Raw genomic sequence first — 16,629 nt, 5'->3', positions numbered from 1 at the left:
TGCAAGCACCCGCGGCGCTGCCCCGGGCGCACCGCAACCGGAAAGAGTGAGGCTAATGACAGAACGCGTGCAAATCGGTGGACTCCACATCGCAAAGGTGCTCTACGACTTCGTCAACGACGAAGCGATCCCCGGCACAGGGGTAGACGCAGCCGCGTTCTGGGACGGTGCAGACAAGATCATCCACGAGCTGGCTCCCAAGAACCGCGAGCTGCTCGCCAAGCGCGACGATCTTCAGAGCCGCATCGACACCTGGCACCGCGACCGCGCCGGGCAGCCCCACGACCCCGCCGCGTACAAGGCGTTCCTCGAGGAGATCGGGTACCTCGTCCCCACTCCGGCGCCGTTCCAGATCACCACGGCCGATATCGACAGTGAGATCGCCACCACGGCCGGTCCTCAGCTCGTCGTCCCCGTCCTCAACGCCCGCTTCGCGCTCAACGCATCCAACGCCCGTTGGGGTTCGCTGTACGACGCGCTGTACGGCACCGACGCCATCCCCGAGGACGACGGCGCCGAGAAGGGCACCGGATACAACAAGGTGCGCGGCGACAAGGTGATCGCCTGGGCCCGCGACTTCCTCGACAAGGCCGTCCCCCTCGCAGAGGGATCCCACGTCGACTCCACCAACTACGCCATCGATGGCACCGAACTCCGGGTCACCCTGGCGGACGGCACCGTCACCGGGCTGGCCCAGCCCGAGAAGCTCGTCGGCTTCCTCGGCGACAAGGCCGCCCCCACCTCCGTGCTGCTGCGCAACAACGGCCTGCACATCGAGATCCAGATCGATGCCGAATCCCCCATCGGCAGCACCGACGCCGCCGGCGTCAAGGACGTCGTCCTCGAATCCGCGGTCACCACGATCATGGACTTCGAAGACTCCGTCGCCGCCGTGGACGCCGAGGACAAGGTCATCGGCTACCGCAACTGGCTCGGCCTCAACCGCGGCGACCTGTCCGAATCGTTCTCCAAGGGCGGCAAGACCCTCACCCGCACCCTCGCGCCGAACCGCGTGTACACCGCGCTCGACGGCAGCGACCTCGAACTGCACGGACGCTCGCTGCTGTTCGTCCGCAACGTCGGTCACCTCATGACCAACCCCGCGATCCTCGACCGCGACGGCAACGAGGTGCCCGAAGGCATCCTCGACGCCCTCGTCACCAGCCTGTGCGCCTCCCACGGCCTCTACGGCGACGACGAGCACGGACCGCTCCTCAACAGCCGCACCGGCTCGATCTACATCGTCAAGCCCAAGCAGCACGGCCCCGAAGAGTCCGCCTTCACGACCGAACTGTTCGGCCGCGTCGAGGAGATCCTCGGCCTGCCCGCCAACACGCTCAAGGTCGGCATCATGGACGAGGAGCGCCGCACCACGGTCAACCTCGCCGCCTGCATCGAAGCCGCATCCGAGCGCGTGGCCTTCATCAACACCGGCTTCCTCGACCGCACCGGCGACGAAATCCACACCTCCATGGAGGCGGGTCCTGTCGTGCGCAAGGCCGCGATGAAGCAGCAGAAGTGGATTGCCGCCTACGAGGACTGGAACGTCGACACCGGCCTCGCCGCCGGTCTGCAGGGCAAGGCACAGATCGGCAAGGGCATGTGGGCCATGACCGACCTCATGCACGACATGCTCGTGCAGAAGATCGGCCAGCCCAAGGCCGGCGCCAACACCGCCTGGGTGCCGTCCCCCACCGGGGCGACACTGCACGCCACCCACTACCACGAGGTCGACGTCTTCGCGGTCCAGGACGAGCTCAAGGGCAAGACCCGGGCCACGCTCGACGACATCCTCACCATCCCGCTCGCCGAGAACCCGAACTGGTCGGACGCCGAGAAGCGTGAGGAACTCGACAACAACTGCCAGTCGATCCTCGGCTACGTGGTGCGGTGGATCGACCACGGTGTCGGGTGCTCCAAGGTCCCCGACATCCACGACGTGGCACTGATGGAAGACCGCGCCACCCTGCGCATCTCCAGCCAGCTGCTCGCCAACTGGATCCGCCACGGTGTCGTCACCGAAGCCGACGTCATCGAATCCCTAGAACGCATGGCACCCGTCGTCGACCGTCAGAACGAGGGCGACGCCACCTACCGGCCGATGGCCCCGAATTTCGCCGACAACATCGCGTTCCAGGCAGCCAAGGAACTCATCCTCGAAGGCACCACGCAGCCCAGCGGCTACACCGAGCCGATCCTGCACCGCCGCCGCCGCGAGTACAAGGCCACGTTCGCCTGATCGAACGCCGGCACCGGCACAACCGCTTCGCGCAGCAGGGCCCCGATCCGAGAAGGACCGGGGCCCTGCCCCGTAGTACGGCTGCACCGTACGGGCTGCACCGCGTACAGCACCTTCGGCGGCATCACTAGACTGCTGTAGCCGGTCGGATTCGACCGGATTCACCACGAAACGAGGCGAACCCAGACGTGAGCGGGAGACATCGCGGCGACGGTGCGCGAGGCATCAGCAGAAGCTTGATCGTGGTGGTCGTGGCAATCGTCCTGCTCGTGGTCGCCGTGTTCGGCTGGTTCGAGCTACGCGAACGAATCGACAGGCAGGGCGCGGACGCCGCCGCAACATGTGTCGAAGGCGACGCCGTACTCCGGATCGCCGCCGACCCCCTGATCGCTCCGACACTGACCACGCTCGCCGACCGATGGACCACCGACGTCGCTCCCGTCATCCGCGACCACTGCGTGACCGCACAGGTGTTCGCCGCCGAATCGGCTCCCGTCGCGGCGAGCCTCGGCTCGGACACGCCGTGGAACACCGCACTCGGGCCCGAGCCCGCCCTGTGGGTGCCCCTCGATTCCCGCGCCGCCGAACGCGCCACGACCGCCGTCGACGGGCAAGCCCGCTCCCTCGCCACCTCCCCGGTCGTGCTCGCCGTTCCCGACGATCTCGGCCGCGCGCTGACGAGCTCAGCGGTCGGATGGGACGATCTCCCCCAGCTCCAGCGCGACCCGGCTGCGATGCGCGCCGTGGGCCTCGAAGCGTGGGGTCGGCTGGCGCTCGCGCTGCCCACCGGCGAACGCACCGACGCCACCGCGCTCGCCCTCGAGGGAGTCGCCGCGGCGGTCACGGGCGCCGGCACCGGCCCGCTCACCGTCGAACAGGCCGAGTCCCCGGCCGCGGTCACCGCCGTCACCGAACTGGCGCTCGGCGCCAATGCACTCGGGCCGACCGCCGGGCCGACGACGACCGACGCACTCGCGGCGCTCGGCGCCCGGGCCGACGTGTCGGCGCCGGTCCACGCGGTGCCGGTCGTCGAGCAGCAGTTGTACGCGTCGCTCGACGACGACGCGGTCCGTGGCTTGTCCGGTTACCTGCCCGTCGGTGCGACCCCGGTTGCGGATTTCCCGGCTGCCGTTGTGGATGCCCCGTGGGTCGACGAGACCCTCTCGCGCGCGGCGGCAGAGTTCGTCGATTTCGTGCGCAAGCCCGAGCAGACGCAACTCTTGGTCGAGAACGGCTTCCGGGTCGGCGACGAAGTGCCCGCGCCCATCGACGCCATTCGCCTTCCTCGCGTGGACTCGACGCTCGTTCCCGCCCCCCGTGTCGTCACCGAGGCACTGCTCCGCACCCGCATCGAGCCGGTGCCGCCCAGCAAGGTCACCTTCGTCGTCGACACGTCGCAGTCGATGTCGGCCCTGGACGGCGACGGCACTCGCCTCGCCCACACCGGCGACGCCCTCGACCTCCTCGTCCGCCGCTCACCCGACACGTCGGTGATCGGCATGTACGTGTTCTCCGACGACGCGCCGGGATACCGGATCGCGGTGGAACGGGACGGCCTGACCGCGGCGAAGAGAACGGCGCTCGGCAGCGCACTGGACACCGTCACCCTCACCGACGACGAACCCGTGAGCGCCGCGCTGTCCGCCGCGTACCGCGACGCGGTGGACAAGTACGACCCCACCCGCCCGAACGTCGTTCTCGCAGTGCTCGACAGCAGCGATACCGACGTGGCCGGTCTCCTCGCCGCGATCGACGAGCTTGCCTCCCCCGACAAACCCGTCCGCGTGAACCTCGTCGTCCTGGGCGAGCCCGTCACCGACCTCTCCGCGTTGCGAGCGGTCGCCGACCGCACCGGGGGAACGCTCGAGACCGTCCCCTCCACCGAGGGCGCCGCCCTCGTCGACATCATCCGGAAGTTGGCTTCCTGACCGTGCTCAGATTGCTTGTCATGGCGATCTTCTTCGCCCTCATCACCTATTGGTTGCATCGTCGGCTCGTACGCGCGCCGGGTGTGACCGGTCGCGCCGCGCTCGGCGCCGATCTCGCGCTCGTAGTGCTCGCGGTCTTCGCCGTCGCCGCCAGTTCGGTGGGTACGACGCTCGACCCGTCGTGGGCACGTTCGATCGGGTTCCTCGGGTGGACCTGGCTCGCCGTCGTGCTGTACCTCGGGCTCGGGGTCCTAATCATCGGCATCTTCGCTCTCGGGGCACGGATCGTCCGGCGCATCCGTGACCGCACGAAGCCCCGCACCGACGAACCTGCCGACCCGTCCCGGCGTCGAGCGATCCGGATCGCCACCGCGACACTCGTCGTCGCATCGGTCGGCGCCGTCACCTACGGCGTGTTCGAGGCCGCGCGTCCACGCGTGGTCGACGTCCGCGTGCCCCTGCGCCGGCTCCCCGCCGGATTCGAGGGGACCCGCGTCGCCCTCGTAACCGACCTGCATGTCGGACCCGCTCGCGGTGCCGACTTCGTGCGCCGCGTCGTCGACCTGGTGAACGCCCAGCAACCCGACCTGGTGGTCCTCGGTGGCGACCTGGTGGACGGCACCGTGGCCCTCGCCGGTGAGGACCTCGAACCACTTCGCGACCTGCGTGCACCTCTCGGCGTCTTCGGTGTCAGTGGCAACCACGAGTACTACGCGGACGACGGCATGTCCTGGCTCGACCACTGGGAGACCCTCGGGGTACGGACGTTGCGAAACGAGCACGTCGTTCTCACGCGGGGTGGCGACACGATCGCGCTTGCCGGAGTTCACGATTACACGGCTCCGGAACCTCACATCGCAGACATGTCGGCCGCGCTCGACGGCGTCGAACCGGGCACGGTCGTGGTGCTCGCCGCGCACCAGCCCAAGCATGTCCTCGAAGCGCGTGATCGCGGCGTGGACCTGCAACTGTCGGGACATACGCACGGCGGCCAGATGTGGCCGCTCCGCCCGTTCGTCTCGCTCGCCAATCCCACGGTGACCGGACTGGACCGGTTCGGCGACACACTGATCTACACGTCGCAGGGCACCGGAGCATGGGGCCCACCCGTCCGGGTCGGCACTCCCCCCGAGATCACGATCCTCGAACTCACCGCCGACGCCTCCTGAACCCGCCTCCTGAACCCGCCTCCTGAACCCGCCCCCTGAGTCGGGGCCGGGGGTGAGGTCCGTCGCGTGAGGACGAGTTGTTCGGGTTTTCTAGGGTTTCCGTACCGTCCAGAACATTAACCAGGTAACTGCGGGGCCGACGGGTTCTCCCGTCGGCCCCGGACAGCTCAGCTGTTGTACGCCTCCAACGGTGGGCACGAGCACACCAGGTTCCGGTCACCGTGCGCACCGTCGATCCGACGGACCGCCGGCCACACCTTCGCGCGGGCCTTCCCCATCGGGAACACCGCGGTCCGGCGCGAATACGGGTGGTCCCACTCTCCCACCAGGCATTCCGCCGTGTGCGGAGCGCCGCGCAGCGGGTTGTCGTCGGCGGGCCACTCCCCTGCCCCGACCCGGTCGATCTCGTGGCGAATGGAAATCATCGCGTCGATGAACGCGTCGAGTTCGGCGATGTCCTCGCTTTCGGTGGGCTCGACCATCAACGTGCCTGCCACCGGGAAGCTCATCGTCGGCGCATGGAACCCGTAGTCCGCCAGTCGCTTCGCCACATCGTCGACCGTCACACCGGTGGCCTTGGTGATCCCCCGCAGGTCGAGGATGCACTCGTGCGCCACCATGCCGTTCTCGCCGGTGAACAGAACCGGGAAGTACTCGTCGAGACGACGGGCGATGTAGTTCGCCGAGGCGATCGCGGTGAGCGACGCCTTCCGCAGGCCCTCCGCCCCCATCAGCTTGATATACGTCCAAGTGATCGGCAGGATCGACGCCGAGCCGAAGGGCGCCGCCGACACCGGTCCGCCGCCGCCGAGGCCCGGCTCGGCCGGGTGACCCGGGAGGTACGGGGCCAGATGGGCACGCACTCCGATCGGTCCCACACCCGGCCCACCGCCGCCGTGCGGGATGCAGAACGTCTTGTGCAGATTGAGATGACTGACGTCGCCACCGAACTTGCCCGGACGGGCGAGCCCGACCAGCGCGTTGAGGTTCGCGCCGTCGATGTACACCTGCCCACCGGCGTCGTGCACGGCCCCGCAGATCTCGGCGATGTCCTCCTCGTACACGCCGTGCGTCGACGGATACGTGATCATGATCGCCGCGAGACGCTCCGCGTGATCGGCGATCTTGGCCCGCAGGTCGTCGAGGTCGACGTCACCGTTCGGCCGGCACGCCACGACCTCGACGCGCATCCCGGCCATCACGGCCGACGCGGCGTTGGTGCCGTGGGCGCTGGACGGGATCAGGCACGTGTCGCGCCGGTCGTCGCCTCGGTCGAGGTGGTACCGGCGAATCGCGAGCAATCCTGCGTATTCGCCCTGGCTGCCCGCATTCGGCTGCAGACTTACCGCGTCGTAGCCGGTCACCGCCGCCAGCCATCCCTCGAGGTCGGCGATGAGACGCCGGATGCCGGCGGTCTGCTCGGCCGGCGCAAACGGGTGCAAGCCCGCGAACTCGGGCCAGGTGATCGCTTCCATCTCGGCAGCGGCGTTGAGCTTCATCGTGCACGAGCCCAGCGGAATCATCGTGCGGTCGAGCGCGAGGTCCTTATCGGACAGACGCCGCAGGTACCGCATCATCGCGGTCTCGGTGCGGTAGCGGGTGAACGCCTCGTGCTGCAGGAAGGCGCTCGTCCGCGCCGGCACGGCGAGCGATGCGCCCCCACCCGATCCCGGATGTCCGTCGGCGACACCGAACGCCTCCAGCACGGCGGTGATGTGCGCCGGCGTCGTGGCTTCGTCGCAGGACACCGAGACATGATCGGCGTCCACCCGGTAGAGATTGATACCTGCCGCTGCTGCGGCACCGATCACCTCGTCGGCCCGGCCCGGGACCCGGGCCAGCACGGTGTCGAAGAAAGACTCGTGCACGACCTCCACGCCGCCTTCACGCAGCGCCGACGCGAGGTGATCCGCATGCCCGGCGACGCGGCGTGCGATCGCCGTCAGCCCCTCGGCGCCGTGGTACGACGCGTACATCGCGGCGAGCACGGCCAACAGCACCTGCGCGGTGCAGATGTTGCTCGTCGCCTTCTCCCGACGGATGTGCTGCTCGCGGGTCTGTAGTGCGAGGCGGTAGGCGGGGTCGCCGTCGGCGTCGACCGACAGACCGACGAGCCGCCCCGGCAGTGTGCGGGTGTCGGACGCTTTCACCGCGAGATAGCCCGCGTGCGGACCACCGAATCCCATGGGAACGCCGAAACGCTGTGTCGTGCCGAAGCACGCGTCGGCACCCTGTTCTCCGGGAGGGGTGATCAAGGTCAGTGCCAGCAGGTCGGCGCCCACTGCGACGAGCGCGCCGCGTGCGTGGGCAGCGTCGATGATCGGGGTGATGTCGTACACGCGTCCCGACGCTCCGGGTACCTGGAGGATGACCCCGAAGAAGTCGCCCTCGGGAAGGCCGTCGTCCACGAGGTTCGCCGTGACGATCTCGATGCCGAGAGGCTCTGCTCGGGTCGCGAGGACCGCGGCGGTCTGCGGGAACAGATCGGCGTCGACAGCGATCCGGTTGCTCTTCGACTTGCGGTTCGCGCGGCGGAGCAGTGTCATCGCCTCGGCTGCTGCGGTGGCTTCGTCGAGCATCGACGAGTTCGCGACCTCCATGCCGGTCAGGTCCGCGACCATGGTCTGGAAGTTCAGCAGGGCTTCGAGGCGACCTTGGCTGATTTCGGGCTGGTAGGGCGTGTACGCGGTGTACCAGGCGGGGTTCTCGATGATGTTGCGCAGCAGTACGGGTGGCGTGAGCGTGTCGTAGTAGCCCTGCCCGATCATCGAGGTCGCGACGGTGTTCTTCCGGGCGAGAGCAGTCAGCTCGGCGAGAACGTCGTGTTCGGACTTCGGGGCGTCGAGGACTTCGAGCCCGTCGGAGACGGCACCGTCGCGCTCGTCGAGAATGGTCGCCGGGACGGCCCGCGCGGCGAGTGCATCGAGCGAGTCGACTCCGACCACCTCGAGGATGCGGCGCAGACCCGCGGTGTCGGGACCGATGTGACGGTCGGCGAAGTTCGAGGTGACATCTTCTGACATCGCAGCTCCCAGGCTGATCGGAGAGGTCCACCACCGTGCGTGGTCGCACGGGATGTTTCCTCCCCCTCTGTCGCGAGCTCGCGGAGCGAGCGCCTGAGAGATTCGGCCCGTGGAGGGCGTTTCCCCGTGGGCGGGTGGGTGCTCCCACCGCTTTCCAGAGACGTCGTAGCTCGCACGGTCCTGTATGCCTGAGAGATTGACGGGGAGGTGCTGCTCCTTCGGCGCCCGGATCAGGTCCGGAACTCTCCCGCACGACGGCGACGCGAGCCCAAGTCTAGAACACGACGGTCATGCATCGACGACACCGCACCACCCTCGCGGGTGATCTTCGTCTAGCCGATTCGGCGGTTGATGCGACTGCGGCGCCGGGACGCCAATTCGTCTTCCGGCCGCTCTTCGACGTCGCCTCCGTCGGCACGCTCTGCGGGGAAGTCGGCGATGCTTCCGGTCAGTTCGCGCATTGCGCCGCTGACTGCGATCCCGAAGACGCCCTGCCCGCCCTGGAGAAGATCGACGACCTCCTCGGGCGACGTGCACTCGTACACCGTGGTGCCGTCGGAGAACAGTGTGATCCTGGCGAGGTCGCGGACGCCACGACTGCGCAGATGATCCACGGCGACGCGGATGTTCTGGAGCGAGACACCGGTGTCGAGGAGTCGTTTGACGATCTTGAGAACCAGGATGTCCTTGAACGAATAGAGCCGCTGGCTTCCCGACCCTGCCGCGCCTCGGATCGACGGGACCACGAGGTTGGTACGCGCCCAGTAATCGAGTTGGCGGTAGCTGATTCCCGCGATCTGGCACGCGATGGGCACCCGGTAGCCGACGAGTTCGTCGGGCACCGAATCGTCGGGGAACAGCCCTGGCTGGATCTCTTCGTCGTGCGGTGTAGGTGACGAACTCGCGCGGTCGCCGGCGTCAACGTTGGAATGCTGTCCCTGCGGCCGATCTCGCACTGTGTGACTTCCTCTCGCGCGCCCTGTTGTACCTCGCAACGACCGACCGGCGGATTCCCCCACCGCATCCGATCGTCGAGCGCTCTCAGGCTCACCAAGTAATCCATATTCGGATTTACCCAGCGTACGCTCCGGCGTGGGGCGCGGGGCAGCAACACGCCCACCGGAAAGGCAACGTTCGACACTACTCGCGTCGGACTGGGCTGCTGCTCGGGGCCGCAACGCGTCCGTCGCCGGTCGACGAACGACCGCTCAGCCGTCCGTCGCCTTGAAGTCGTCCGGAGAGATGTTGTCGAGGAATTCCTTGAACTTCTCAACCTCGTCTTCGCGCTCGTCCGGCATGACCAGTCCTGCTTCGGTGAGTACCGCTTCGTCGACGAATACCGGTGCACCGATGCGCAAGGCTACAGCGACGGCATCGGACGGGCGGCACGACACGCGCATGTCGCCGTCGAAAACAAGATCGGCAAAGAAGGTGCCCTCCTGAAGGTCGACGATGCGGACTTCCAGGAGTGCGTGGCCGAAGGCGTCCAGCAGATTCTTGATCAGATCGTGGGTGAGGGGGCGGGCGGGTTCCACGCCTTGCTGCTCGAGCGCGATCGCGGTCGCTTCGTTCTGGCCGATCCAGATGGGCAGGTACCGCTCGCCGTCGACTTCGCGGAGCAGCAGGACAGGCTGGTTCTGGGGTTGTTCCACTCGGATTCCCACCACGCGCATCTCGCTCATCGCGGCGCCTCCGTCCCGCTGCTCGTCAGTGGCGTACCACCCGAATCGATATTGCCTGAATTCTAGTGCGCTCCTCAACATCCGTCAGGTGCCGGTCGGCGCTGCCGGGAGCGGTCAGCGGTCGAGCGCTCCCTGGACGGCTGCCTTCACCAGGCAAGTGTGGAGCGTCAACGACAATGCGGCGAGTTCGCGCACCATCTCTTCCGCGCGCTGCCGGGCCCCGGCATCGCGCCCCTTCGCGACAGGACCCGCGATCTGGGCGACGAGTCCGGCCTCGCGGTCGGCAGCGAGCTTGAATGCGCGCAGATGCCGTACCTCGAGGCCGAACTCGGCCATTGCCTTCGCGGTGCGCGCGAGCAGCACCGCGTCGTCGTCGAAAAACCCGGCGGGACCCGGTATCACCAGGCCCGCCCCCACCAGTTCGGCCAGGAACGCGGTATCCACACCGGCCCGCTCGCACAGGTCGTCGCGGCTGACGCGGATCTCCCGGTCGGTGCGCAGGTCCTCCGGTGAAACCTCACCGCGGGCGACTGCCAGCGGCCGGGGCCGTTTGGGCCGCGTCTCGACCGATCCCACCGTCGCGGCGCCGCGGTCGATCGCCTCGAGCTGTTCCTTGATCACCTTCAACGGAAGGTACTGATCCCGTTGTGCGGTGAGCACATAGCGCAGCCGTTCACAGTCCGCGATGGAGAACCGGCGATAGCCCGACGGAGTGCGCTCCGGGCTGATCAGCCCCTCGGCCTCGAGAAATCTGATCTTCGAGATCGTGACGTCCGGGAACTCGGGCCGCAGTCGATCGAGTACGGACCCGATCGACATGCCGGCCGGCGCCGACTGGTGGGCTGCGGTCATCAGCTACTCGCGCCCTGCGAACCGCGAGGACCGGTCAGGAACACCAACCGGAACTTGCCGATCTGAACCTCGTCGCCATTGGCGAGTACCGCGGAGTCGACCGGTTCCCGGTTGACGTAGGTGCCGTTGAGGCTTCCGACGTCGACCACCTGGAAGTCGCCCTCGTCCTGACGGAACTCGGCGTGCCGGCGGCTGACGGTCACGTCGTCGAGGAAGATGTCGCTGTCGGGATGCCGTCCCGCCGACGTCGTCGGCTGGTCCAGCAGGAAGCGCGAACCCGCGTTGGGTCCACGCTTGACAACGAGTAGCGCTGATCCGGCAGGGAGCCCTTCGACACCTGAGACGGGCGCGTCGGTCGTAGCCGTTCCGGCCCCGGCGCTTTCCGCTTCGTTCAGGAAGTCGGCGCGAAACACCGAAGTAGTCTCCGCAGGAGTCTCCTCGTAGCCCGCGTTGCCGTTCTCGCTCACCGTTTCTCCTTATCCGTTCGATCGCCCGGGAACTCCCGGGCGATCGTTGAGTCGTTCGCCCCGATCAAAATCGACACGGCACACGCCATATCTGACCGTACCCTGTGCGGGGGCACTGGTGCAGGTAGTCGCGGCCACGTTACATGCCGCGACCGTCAGCTTTCCGTGATGCCGCGGTAGCCGTCCGCATCCATCGTTTTTCCGAGGGCGCCGTCGAGGTCGCCTTCGCTGTCCACCTCCACCTCGACCAGCCACCCGGCTCCGTAGGGAGCACTGTTGACCAGTTCCGGGTTGGTCTCCAGGTCGGTGTTGACCGTGGTGACCTTCGCGCTGAAGGGCGCGTACACATCCGAGACACTCTTGGTCGATTCGACCTCACCGAAGGAGTCGCCTCCGGTCACGTCGGCACCCGGCTCGGGCAACTGCACGAAGACCACGTCGCCGAGTTGAGACTGTGCGTAGTCCGTGATCCCGATCCGCGCGGTTGTCGCTCCGGTCCTCTGCACCCATTCGTGCTCCGCCGTGTAGCGCAACTCGCCGGGCGTTTCGAACTCACTCAAGGTAGATCCTTTCGGGGGCGACGTTCCGGGCGAACGTCGGATTCACTATCCGGGCTGAGAGTATTGGCGCGGCTTGATCTCCCGCAAGGCGGGCACGTCGACCTGCGGAAACTGCTCCACGGTGAGGCTGCCGCCCGCTCGGGCCACGGCGTCGACGACACCTCCCGGGATGTTGAGTGCTGCCGCGAGGGTCGGTCCGTCACCGATGGCGGTGACCGTATAGGGGGCACGAAGCGGCGTGTCGTCGACCGTGATCGCGCCCGACGAGCCCGTCACCCACGAATCCACACCGATGCGTACGGTCTCGCCGTCCGCACCGGCGATCTGCATCGTGTCGGCGCCCGCCGCGCGCAGTTCCTGGATCATGTCGAGCACGACCTCGGCCCCGACGCCGCCGCGCGGGTCGTTCACCGTGAGAACGACTCCCGGGCCGGTCGCCGGCGCAGTGCCGAGCTGGATCGACAGGTCGTCGAGCCGCTCACGTGCCTCGGCGAGAGCGGCGTCCGAGCCGTCCCGCTCGAGACTCGAGAGTGTGCGCTCGAGTGCCGTGATCTCCTGCCGCAGCGCGGCCTCTCTGCGATTGAGGTTGTCGAGCAGAACCAGGAGATCCGCTGGGCGCGCCGAATCTAGGGTGTCGCCCGTACCGGTGTTCCTGACCTGTGTGGCGAGCGCCGTACCGAGCAGGAAGACGAGGAGTGCGGCGAGCACCGCGAAGACCGGCGCGGTCCGCTTGGGCCCCGGGGCCGTCGCCGCCGAGGCCAGGCCGTCCGCGTCCTGATCCGGTTCGACGGCGTCCGGTTCGGGGCCTTCCCGTTCGGGACCGCCGCGTAGTTCGTGTTCGTCACCGCGTGTGTCGTCGGACATAGGTCACGCACCGAACAATCTGCGGCGCAGCGCCGAGGCGTTGCCGAAGATCCGGATACCCAGAACCACGATGACCGCGGTGGAGAGCTGCGTGCCCACACCGAGCTGGTCGCCGAGCCACACGATGAGTGCGGCGACGAGGACGTTGAACACGAACGACACCACGAACACCTTCGCGTCGAAGATGTCGTCGAGGTAAGCGCGCAGACCGCCGAACACCGTGTCGAGGGCGGCAACCACCGCGATGGGCAGGTACGGCTGCACGATGTCGGGAACCTGGGGGCTGAACACGATGCCGGCTGCGATCCCGATCGCGAGCGCCAGCGCCGCATACAGCGCCTGAGCATGATTGACCCGATTCACCGATTCCCCACTTCCCCTGCTGATCCGATTTTTCGCGCCGGCGCGGCCGGGAGTTCGAGTTCGTCCTCGTCGGCAAGGGTGAAACCTACCCCGTAGAGTTGCGCGATTCCGGCGATCCTCAGGTAGGCGTCGCTCACAACGAACGAGGTTTGAAGCCGGCCCGGAGATCCCACCGCCGAGACTGCGTACGGAGAGAAGACCGGCTGGTTGTCCACGAGCATCGCTCCCCCGGCCTGGCGGACGGTCACGCCCGGACCCACCCGGACCCCGCCGACGGACACAGCCTCTGCACCCGCCGCCCACAGTGCGTTCACCACTGCCTGCAGGTCCCGGTCGAAGACCGCTGCGGTCGGGCGGCCTTCTGTCTGCTGGGACGAGTCGGACAGGTTCGGGCGGGCCGCGGGATCGGTGAGGGTAACCGTCAGTCCCGGACCCCGGACCGGCAGCGCCGCGGCTGCATCCTCCGCCGCGCGCAGTTGATCGAGCACGGTGCCGCCTTCGGTGTCGTCGGCGAAGAGAGCATCGCGACGGTCCTGGATCGTCCGGGTCAGTTCGTCACGCCGCGCGACGAGCGCGGCGTTCCTCTCGTCACCCGCGCGCAGAGACGCAAGGATCTCGGCGCGCGCCTGGTCGGTCCCCGCTTCCCCCGCGTTGTTCTGGGCGTACGCGGTTCCCAGTACGAGGCCGGCGAGCACGACCCCGACGATGAGCCATACCCCGGCGGTGGCGCGCGAGGTCGGTCGTCGTCCGGCGCGCCGGTCGGCGGCGGCCGCGGCGTAACCCGGGTCGAGATGGTCCTCGAGGAGAGATTTCAGCAGCGACGGCACCGGGTTGCGGCGCACGCGTTCCCACTTGCGGCTCATTCGGGCCGGCCCGTCACCGGGACCGTCCGCGCGATGGTGACGGCCTGAGCGATGTACAGAATCGCGGTCCACACGTAGAGCACGGTGCCCCAGATCAGCGCCGCCCAGCCGAGCGGACCCGTGATGGGTTCCGAACCGGGTACGGCCACCGTGGCGAGTAGCAGCGGTAACGCGAACATCAGCAGGAAGGTGGCGCCCTTACCGAGGTAGAGCACTTCCGGCGGGGGCAGTCCCCTGCGTCGGTAGACGGCGAGGGTGGGCGCGAGGACGACTTCGCGCCCGATGAGGATGGCGGCGATCCACCACGGCATGATGTCGCGGGCGACGAGTGCGACGAGGGTGGTCACGACGTAGAGGCGATCGACCATCGGATCCAGGATCGCGCCGAGGCGGGAGGTCTGGTCGAGCAGTCGGGCGAGCTTGCCGTCCGCCCAGTCGGTCAGGCTGCTGACGATGAGCAGGATCAGCGCCCAGGCGTCGGCGTGGACGACGAGCACCAGATACAGGAACAGTGGGACCCCGAGCAGCCTGAGAAAGCTGAGGGCGTTGGGAACGGTGAGGATGCGGTCGGCGCTGCCCGTGCCGGCGCCCGTGGTCGCATCGGTCATCGTCGCGTCATCCCTTGTTCTTCGCAGTTTTCTCGGCTTCACCGTCGGTCTCTCATACCCTTCCACATTCGTCCCGGGTCTCCGTCCGGGGCGTCAGCGCCAGGCGAAGACTGGCTGCTCGAGTCCTTCGATGCGGGTGTGCCGGCCGTGCAGTGCCACTTCCCGGAACTGGTACACCACCGCTGCCGTGGGGGCGTGGATGAGATGTCCGCGGAAGGGCCATTGGATCACGGGCTTGTCGGACTCGGGGATCGCGACGAAGCGCGGCGCGACGTCGAGTTCGGATGCGGTGACCGCGTAGAGGATGTCCACCTCGTCGGGGCTCGGGACGAGGTCGGCCATGGCGGTGTCGGACCAGACCACGAACGGCGACATGACATATCCGGATCGGGTGACGTAGTCGTCGAGGCGACCGATGATCGCGTCGGGCTCGAGGGCGAGGCCGAGTTCTTCGTGCAGTTCGCGAAGCGCCGCGTCCTCGGGGGTCTCGCCGTCGTCGAGACGCCCGCCCGGGAGGGCGAACTGTCCTGGGTGCGCGCGGAGTCGTGCGGGTCGTTTGGTCAGCGGCATCACGGGATTCCCGGTGCCGTCGTCGAGGACGGCGACGACCACGGCGGCATGGCGCCTGCCATCGAGGGGCAACCGGCGTGACTCGAACGCGGCGAGTGCCGCGGTGAGGTGGTTGCGATCGAGAGGGTGTAGGGCGCTCATGCGATGACAGTAGTAGGTGGGTTGGTCTGGTGGCGTCACAGCGTGGCGAGGCGAGGCGGGTGTTCCGACGGCGCACGATTCGGTAAATTTTTGATTTCCGTCTAACCCGGATTTCTTCCAGGATTGACAGTCGTTCCGCCCACACCGAGATCCGCTGCACGCCATAGTGTGTCGAAACAGAAAGGATCCGGATGACGGACACAGCCCCACCCGCAGGTCTCGACCTCGAGAAGCTCGCCGCCCACCTGAAAACCGTGGGATTCGGGCAGTTCGACGGTCCCCTCTCCGCCCGGCTCATCAGCGGTGGGCGTTCCAATCTCACCTACGAGCTGACGGACGGGTCCCACCGGCTCGTCCTGCGCCGCCCCCCGCTCGGTCACGTCCTCGCGACAGCACACGACATGGCGCGCGAACACCGCGTGCTGACCGCCCTCACCGGAACAGCAGTGCCGGTCCCCCGGACTCATCACCTCTGCGAGGACCCCGACGTGATCGGCGCGCCCTTCTACCTGATGGACCTCGTGGAGGGAACGCCGTACCGCACCGTCGAACAACTCCTCCCCCTCGGATCCGAACGGGCACGGTCCATCTCGGAACGCATGATCGACACCCTCGCAGCCCTGCACGCCGTCGACCCGAAGGCGGTCGGACTGGGAGATTTCGGCCGGCCGGAAGGATTCCTCGGCCGGCAGGTGCGACGCTGGACCACCCAGCTCGAGAACTCCCGCAGCAGGGACCTGCCCGAAGCCGACGAGCTGCACGAACTGCTCGTCGCACGACTCCCCCACGACGGTGCCGCAGGCATTGTGCACGGAGATTTCCGGCTCGACAATCTCCTCGTCGACGACCACGACGAGGTGGCCGCGGTCCTCGACTGGGAGATGGCAACGCTCGGCGACCCACTGACCGACGTGGCGCTGCTGCTCGTCTACCAGCGTCTCGCGCGGCTCGACGCCGGGTTCCCCGTCTCCACGGTCTCGCAGGCGCCGGGCTTCCTGAGCGACGACGAACTCCTCGCCCGCTACGACGCGGCCGGCGGACGCGACGTGTCCGACCTGGCATTCCACCTGGCCTTGGCGTACTACAAACTCGCGGTGATCCTCGAGGGGATCTACTTCCGCTACCGGCAGGGCAAGACGGTCGGCGAAGGCTTCGACAAGATCGGCGACGGAGTCACCCCGCTGCTCCGCGAGGGCATCGCCGTGCTCCGCTGAACGGACACAGCTGTCCCCCGGCGCCGGCCCACACGACGAGCGTTCGACCTGCCGCGGAACGCTGCTGCCACCCCGAACTCGGCGGT

Annotated in this window: 15 protein-coding genes and 1 riboswitch; of the genes, 4 read left to right on the top strand and 11 right to left on the bottom strand. The window is 67.9% G+C overall.

The window, feature by feature from the left end:
- Positions 1-55: 55 nt before the first annotated feature.
- The 3 genes from ACFWU2_RS08535 to ACFWU2_RS08525 all read left to right on the top strand — a co-directional run bounded on the left by ACFWU2_RS08535 (position 56) and on the right by ACFWU2_RS08525 (position 5,336).
- The gene (locus tag ACFWU2_RS08535) at positions 56-2,239 is read left to right on the top strand and encodes a malate synthase G (RefSeq protein WP_378603907.1); all 2,184 of its coding nucleotides are present in this window, start codon (positions 56-58) and stop codon (positions 2,237-2,239) included.
- 251 nt (positions 2,240-2,490) lie between these two features.
- Positions 2,491-4,167, top strand: a complete 1,677-nt coding sequence (locus ACFWU2_RS08530) for a substrate-binding domain-containing protein (RefSeq protein WP_378603904.1) — start codon at positions 2,491-2,493, stop codon at positions 4,165-4,167.
- 2 nt (positions 4,168-4,169) lie between these two features.
- Entirely contained in the window at positions 4,170-5,336 is a 1,167-nt protein-coding gene (locus ACFWU2_RS08525; protein WP_378603902.1) for a metallophosphoesterase, read from the top strand.
- Positions 5,337-5,503: 167 nt separating this feature from the next.
- Here ACFWU2_RS08525 and gcvP read toward each other — a convergent pair whose 3' ends face one another.
- The 11 genes from gcvP to ACFWU2_RS08470 form a co-directional block, all read right to left on the bottom strand.
- Positions 5,504-8,359, bottom strand: a complete 2,856-nt coding sequence (gene gcvP / locus ACFWU2_RS08520; RefSeq protein ID WP_378603899.1) for an aminomethyl-transferring glycine dehydrogenase — start codon at positions 8,357-8,359, stop codon at positions 5,504-5,506.
- Positions 8,360-8,524: 165 nt separating this feature from the next.
- Positions 8,525-8,619, bottom strand: a riboswitch (glycine riboswitch).
- Between the two features lie 72 nt (positions 8,620-8,691).
- Entirely contained in the window at positions 8,692-9,315 is a 624-nt protein-coding gene (locus ACFWU2_RS08515; RefSeq protein ID WP_378603896.1) for a MerR family transcriptional regulator, read from the bottom strand.
- Between the two features lie 252 nt (positions 9,316-9,567).
- Positions 9,568-10,041, bottom strand: a complete 474-nt coding sequence (locus tag ACFWU2_RS08510; RefSeq protein ID WP_072698776.1) for a bifunctional nuclease family protein — start codon at positions 10,039-10,041, stop codon at positions 9,568-9,570.
- Between the two features lie 114 nt (positions 10,042-10,155).
- On the bottom strand, positions 10,156-10,893 hold the full coding sequence (locus ACFWU2_RS08505; protein WP_378603893.1) for a MerR family transcriptional regulator: 738 nt from the start codon (positions 10,891-10,893) through the stop codon (positions 10,156-10,158).
- Positions 10,893-11,360, bottom strand: a complete 468-nt coding sequence (garA, locus tag ACFWU2_RS08500) for a glycogen accumulation regulator GarA (protein ID WP_378603890.1) — start codon at positions 11,358-11,360, stop codon at positions 10,893-10,895. Before garA ends, ACFWU2_RS08505 begins: the two co-directional genes overlap by 1 nt.
- A 155-nt stretch (positions 11,361-11,515) precedes the next feature.
- The gene (gene gcvH, locus ACFWU2_RS08495; RefSeq protein ID WP_378603887.1) at positions 11,516-11,920 is read right to left on the bottom strand and encodes a glycine cleavage system protein GcvH; all 405 of its coding nucleotides are present in this window, start codon (positions 11,918-11,920) and stop codon (positions 11,516-11,518) included.
- Positions 11,921-11,965: 45 nt separating this feature from the next.
- Positions 11,966-12,784 (bottom strand): DUF881 domain-containing protein, encoded by an 819-nt coding sequence (locus ACFWU2_RS08490; RefSeq protein WP_378603884.1) that lies wholly within the window; start codon positions 12,782-12,784, stop codon positions 11,966-11,968.
- 3 nt (positions 12,785-12,787) lie between these two features.
- Positions 12,788-13,147 (bottom strand): small basic family protein, encoded by a 360-nt coding sequence (locus tag ACFWU2_RS08485; RefSeq protein ID WP_072698117.1) that lies wholly within the window; start codon positions 13,145-13,147, stop codon positions 12,788-12,790.
- On the bottom strand, positions 13,144-14,010 hold the full coding sequence (locus tag ACFWU2_RS08480) for a DUF881 domain-containing protein (RefSeq protein WP_378603881.1): 867 nt from the start codon (positions 14,008-14,010) through the stop codon (positions 13,144-13,146). The genes ACFWU2_RS08485 and ACFWU2_RS08480 overlap by 4 nt, the downstream gene beginning before the upstream one ends.
- Positions 14,007-14,618: a CDP-alcohol phosphatidyltransferase family protein gene (locus tag ACFWU2_RS08475; RefSeq protein WP_378603877.1), complete on the bottom strand. Its 612-nt coding sequence runs from the start codon at positions 14,616-14,618 to the stop codon at positions 14,007-14,009. The genes ACFWU2_RS08480 and ACFWU2_RS08475 overlap by 4 nt, the downstream gene beginning before the upstream one ends.
- A gap of 93 nt (positions 14,619-14,711) precedes the next feature.
- Entirely contained in the window at positions 14,712-15,329 is a 618-nt protein-coding gene (locus tag ACFWU2_RS08470) for an NUDIX hydrolase (protein WP_378603874.1), read from the bottom strand.
- 191 nt (positions 15,330-15,520) lie between these two features.
- On the opposite strand from ACFWU2_RS08470, the gene ACFWU2_RS08465 reads away from it, so the two are divergent.
- Positions 15,521-16,543 (top strand): phosphotransferase family protein, encoded by a 1,023-nt coding sequence (locus ACFWU2_RS08465; protein WP_378603871.1) that lies wholly within the window; start codon positions 15,521-15,523, stop codon positions 16,541-16,543.
- Positions 16,544-16,629 lie beyond the last annotated feature (86 nt).

The sequence above is a fragment of the Rhodococcus sp. NPDC058639 genome, from assembly GCF_042717545.1.
In the GTDB taxonomy this organism is placed as follows: Bacteria; Actinomycetota; Actinomycetes; order Mycobacteriales; family Mycobacteriaceae; genus Rhodococcus.
Note: the sequence above shows the minus strand (reverse complement) of the source record. Positions and strands in the feature narration are given on the sequence as shown.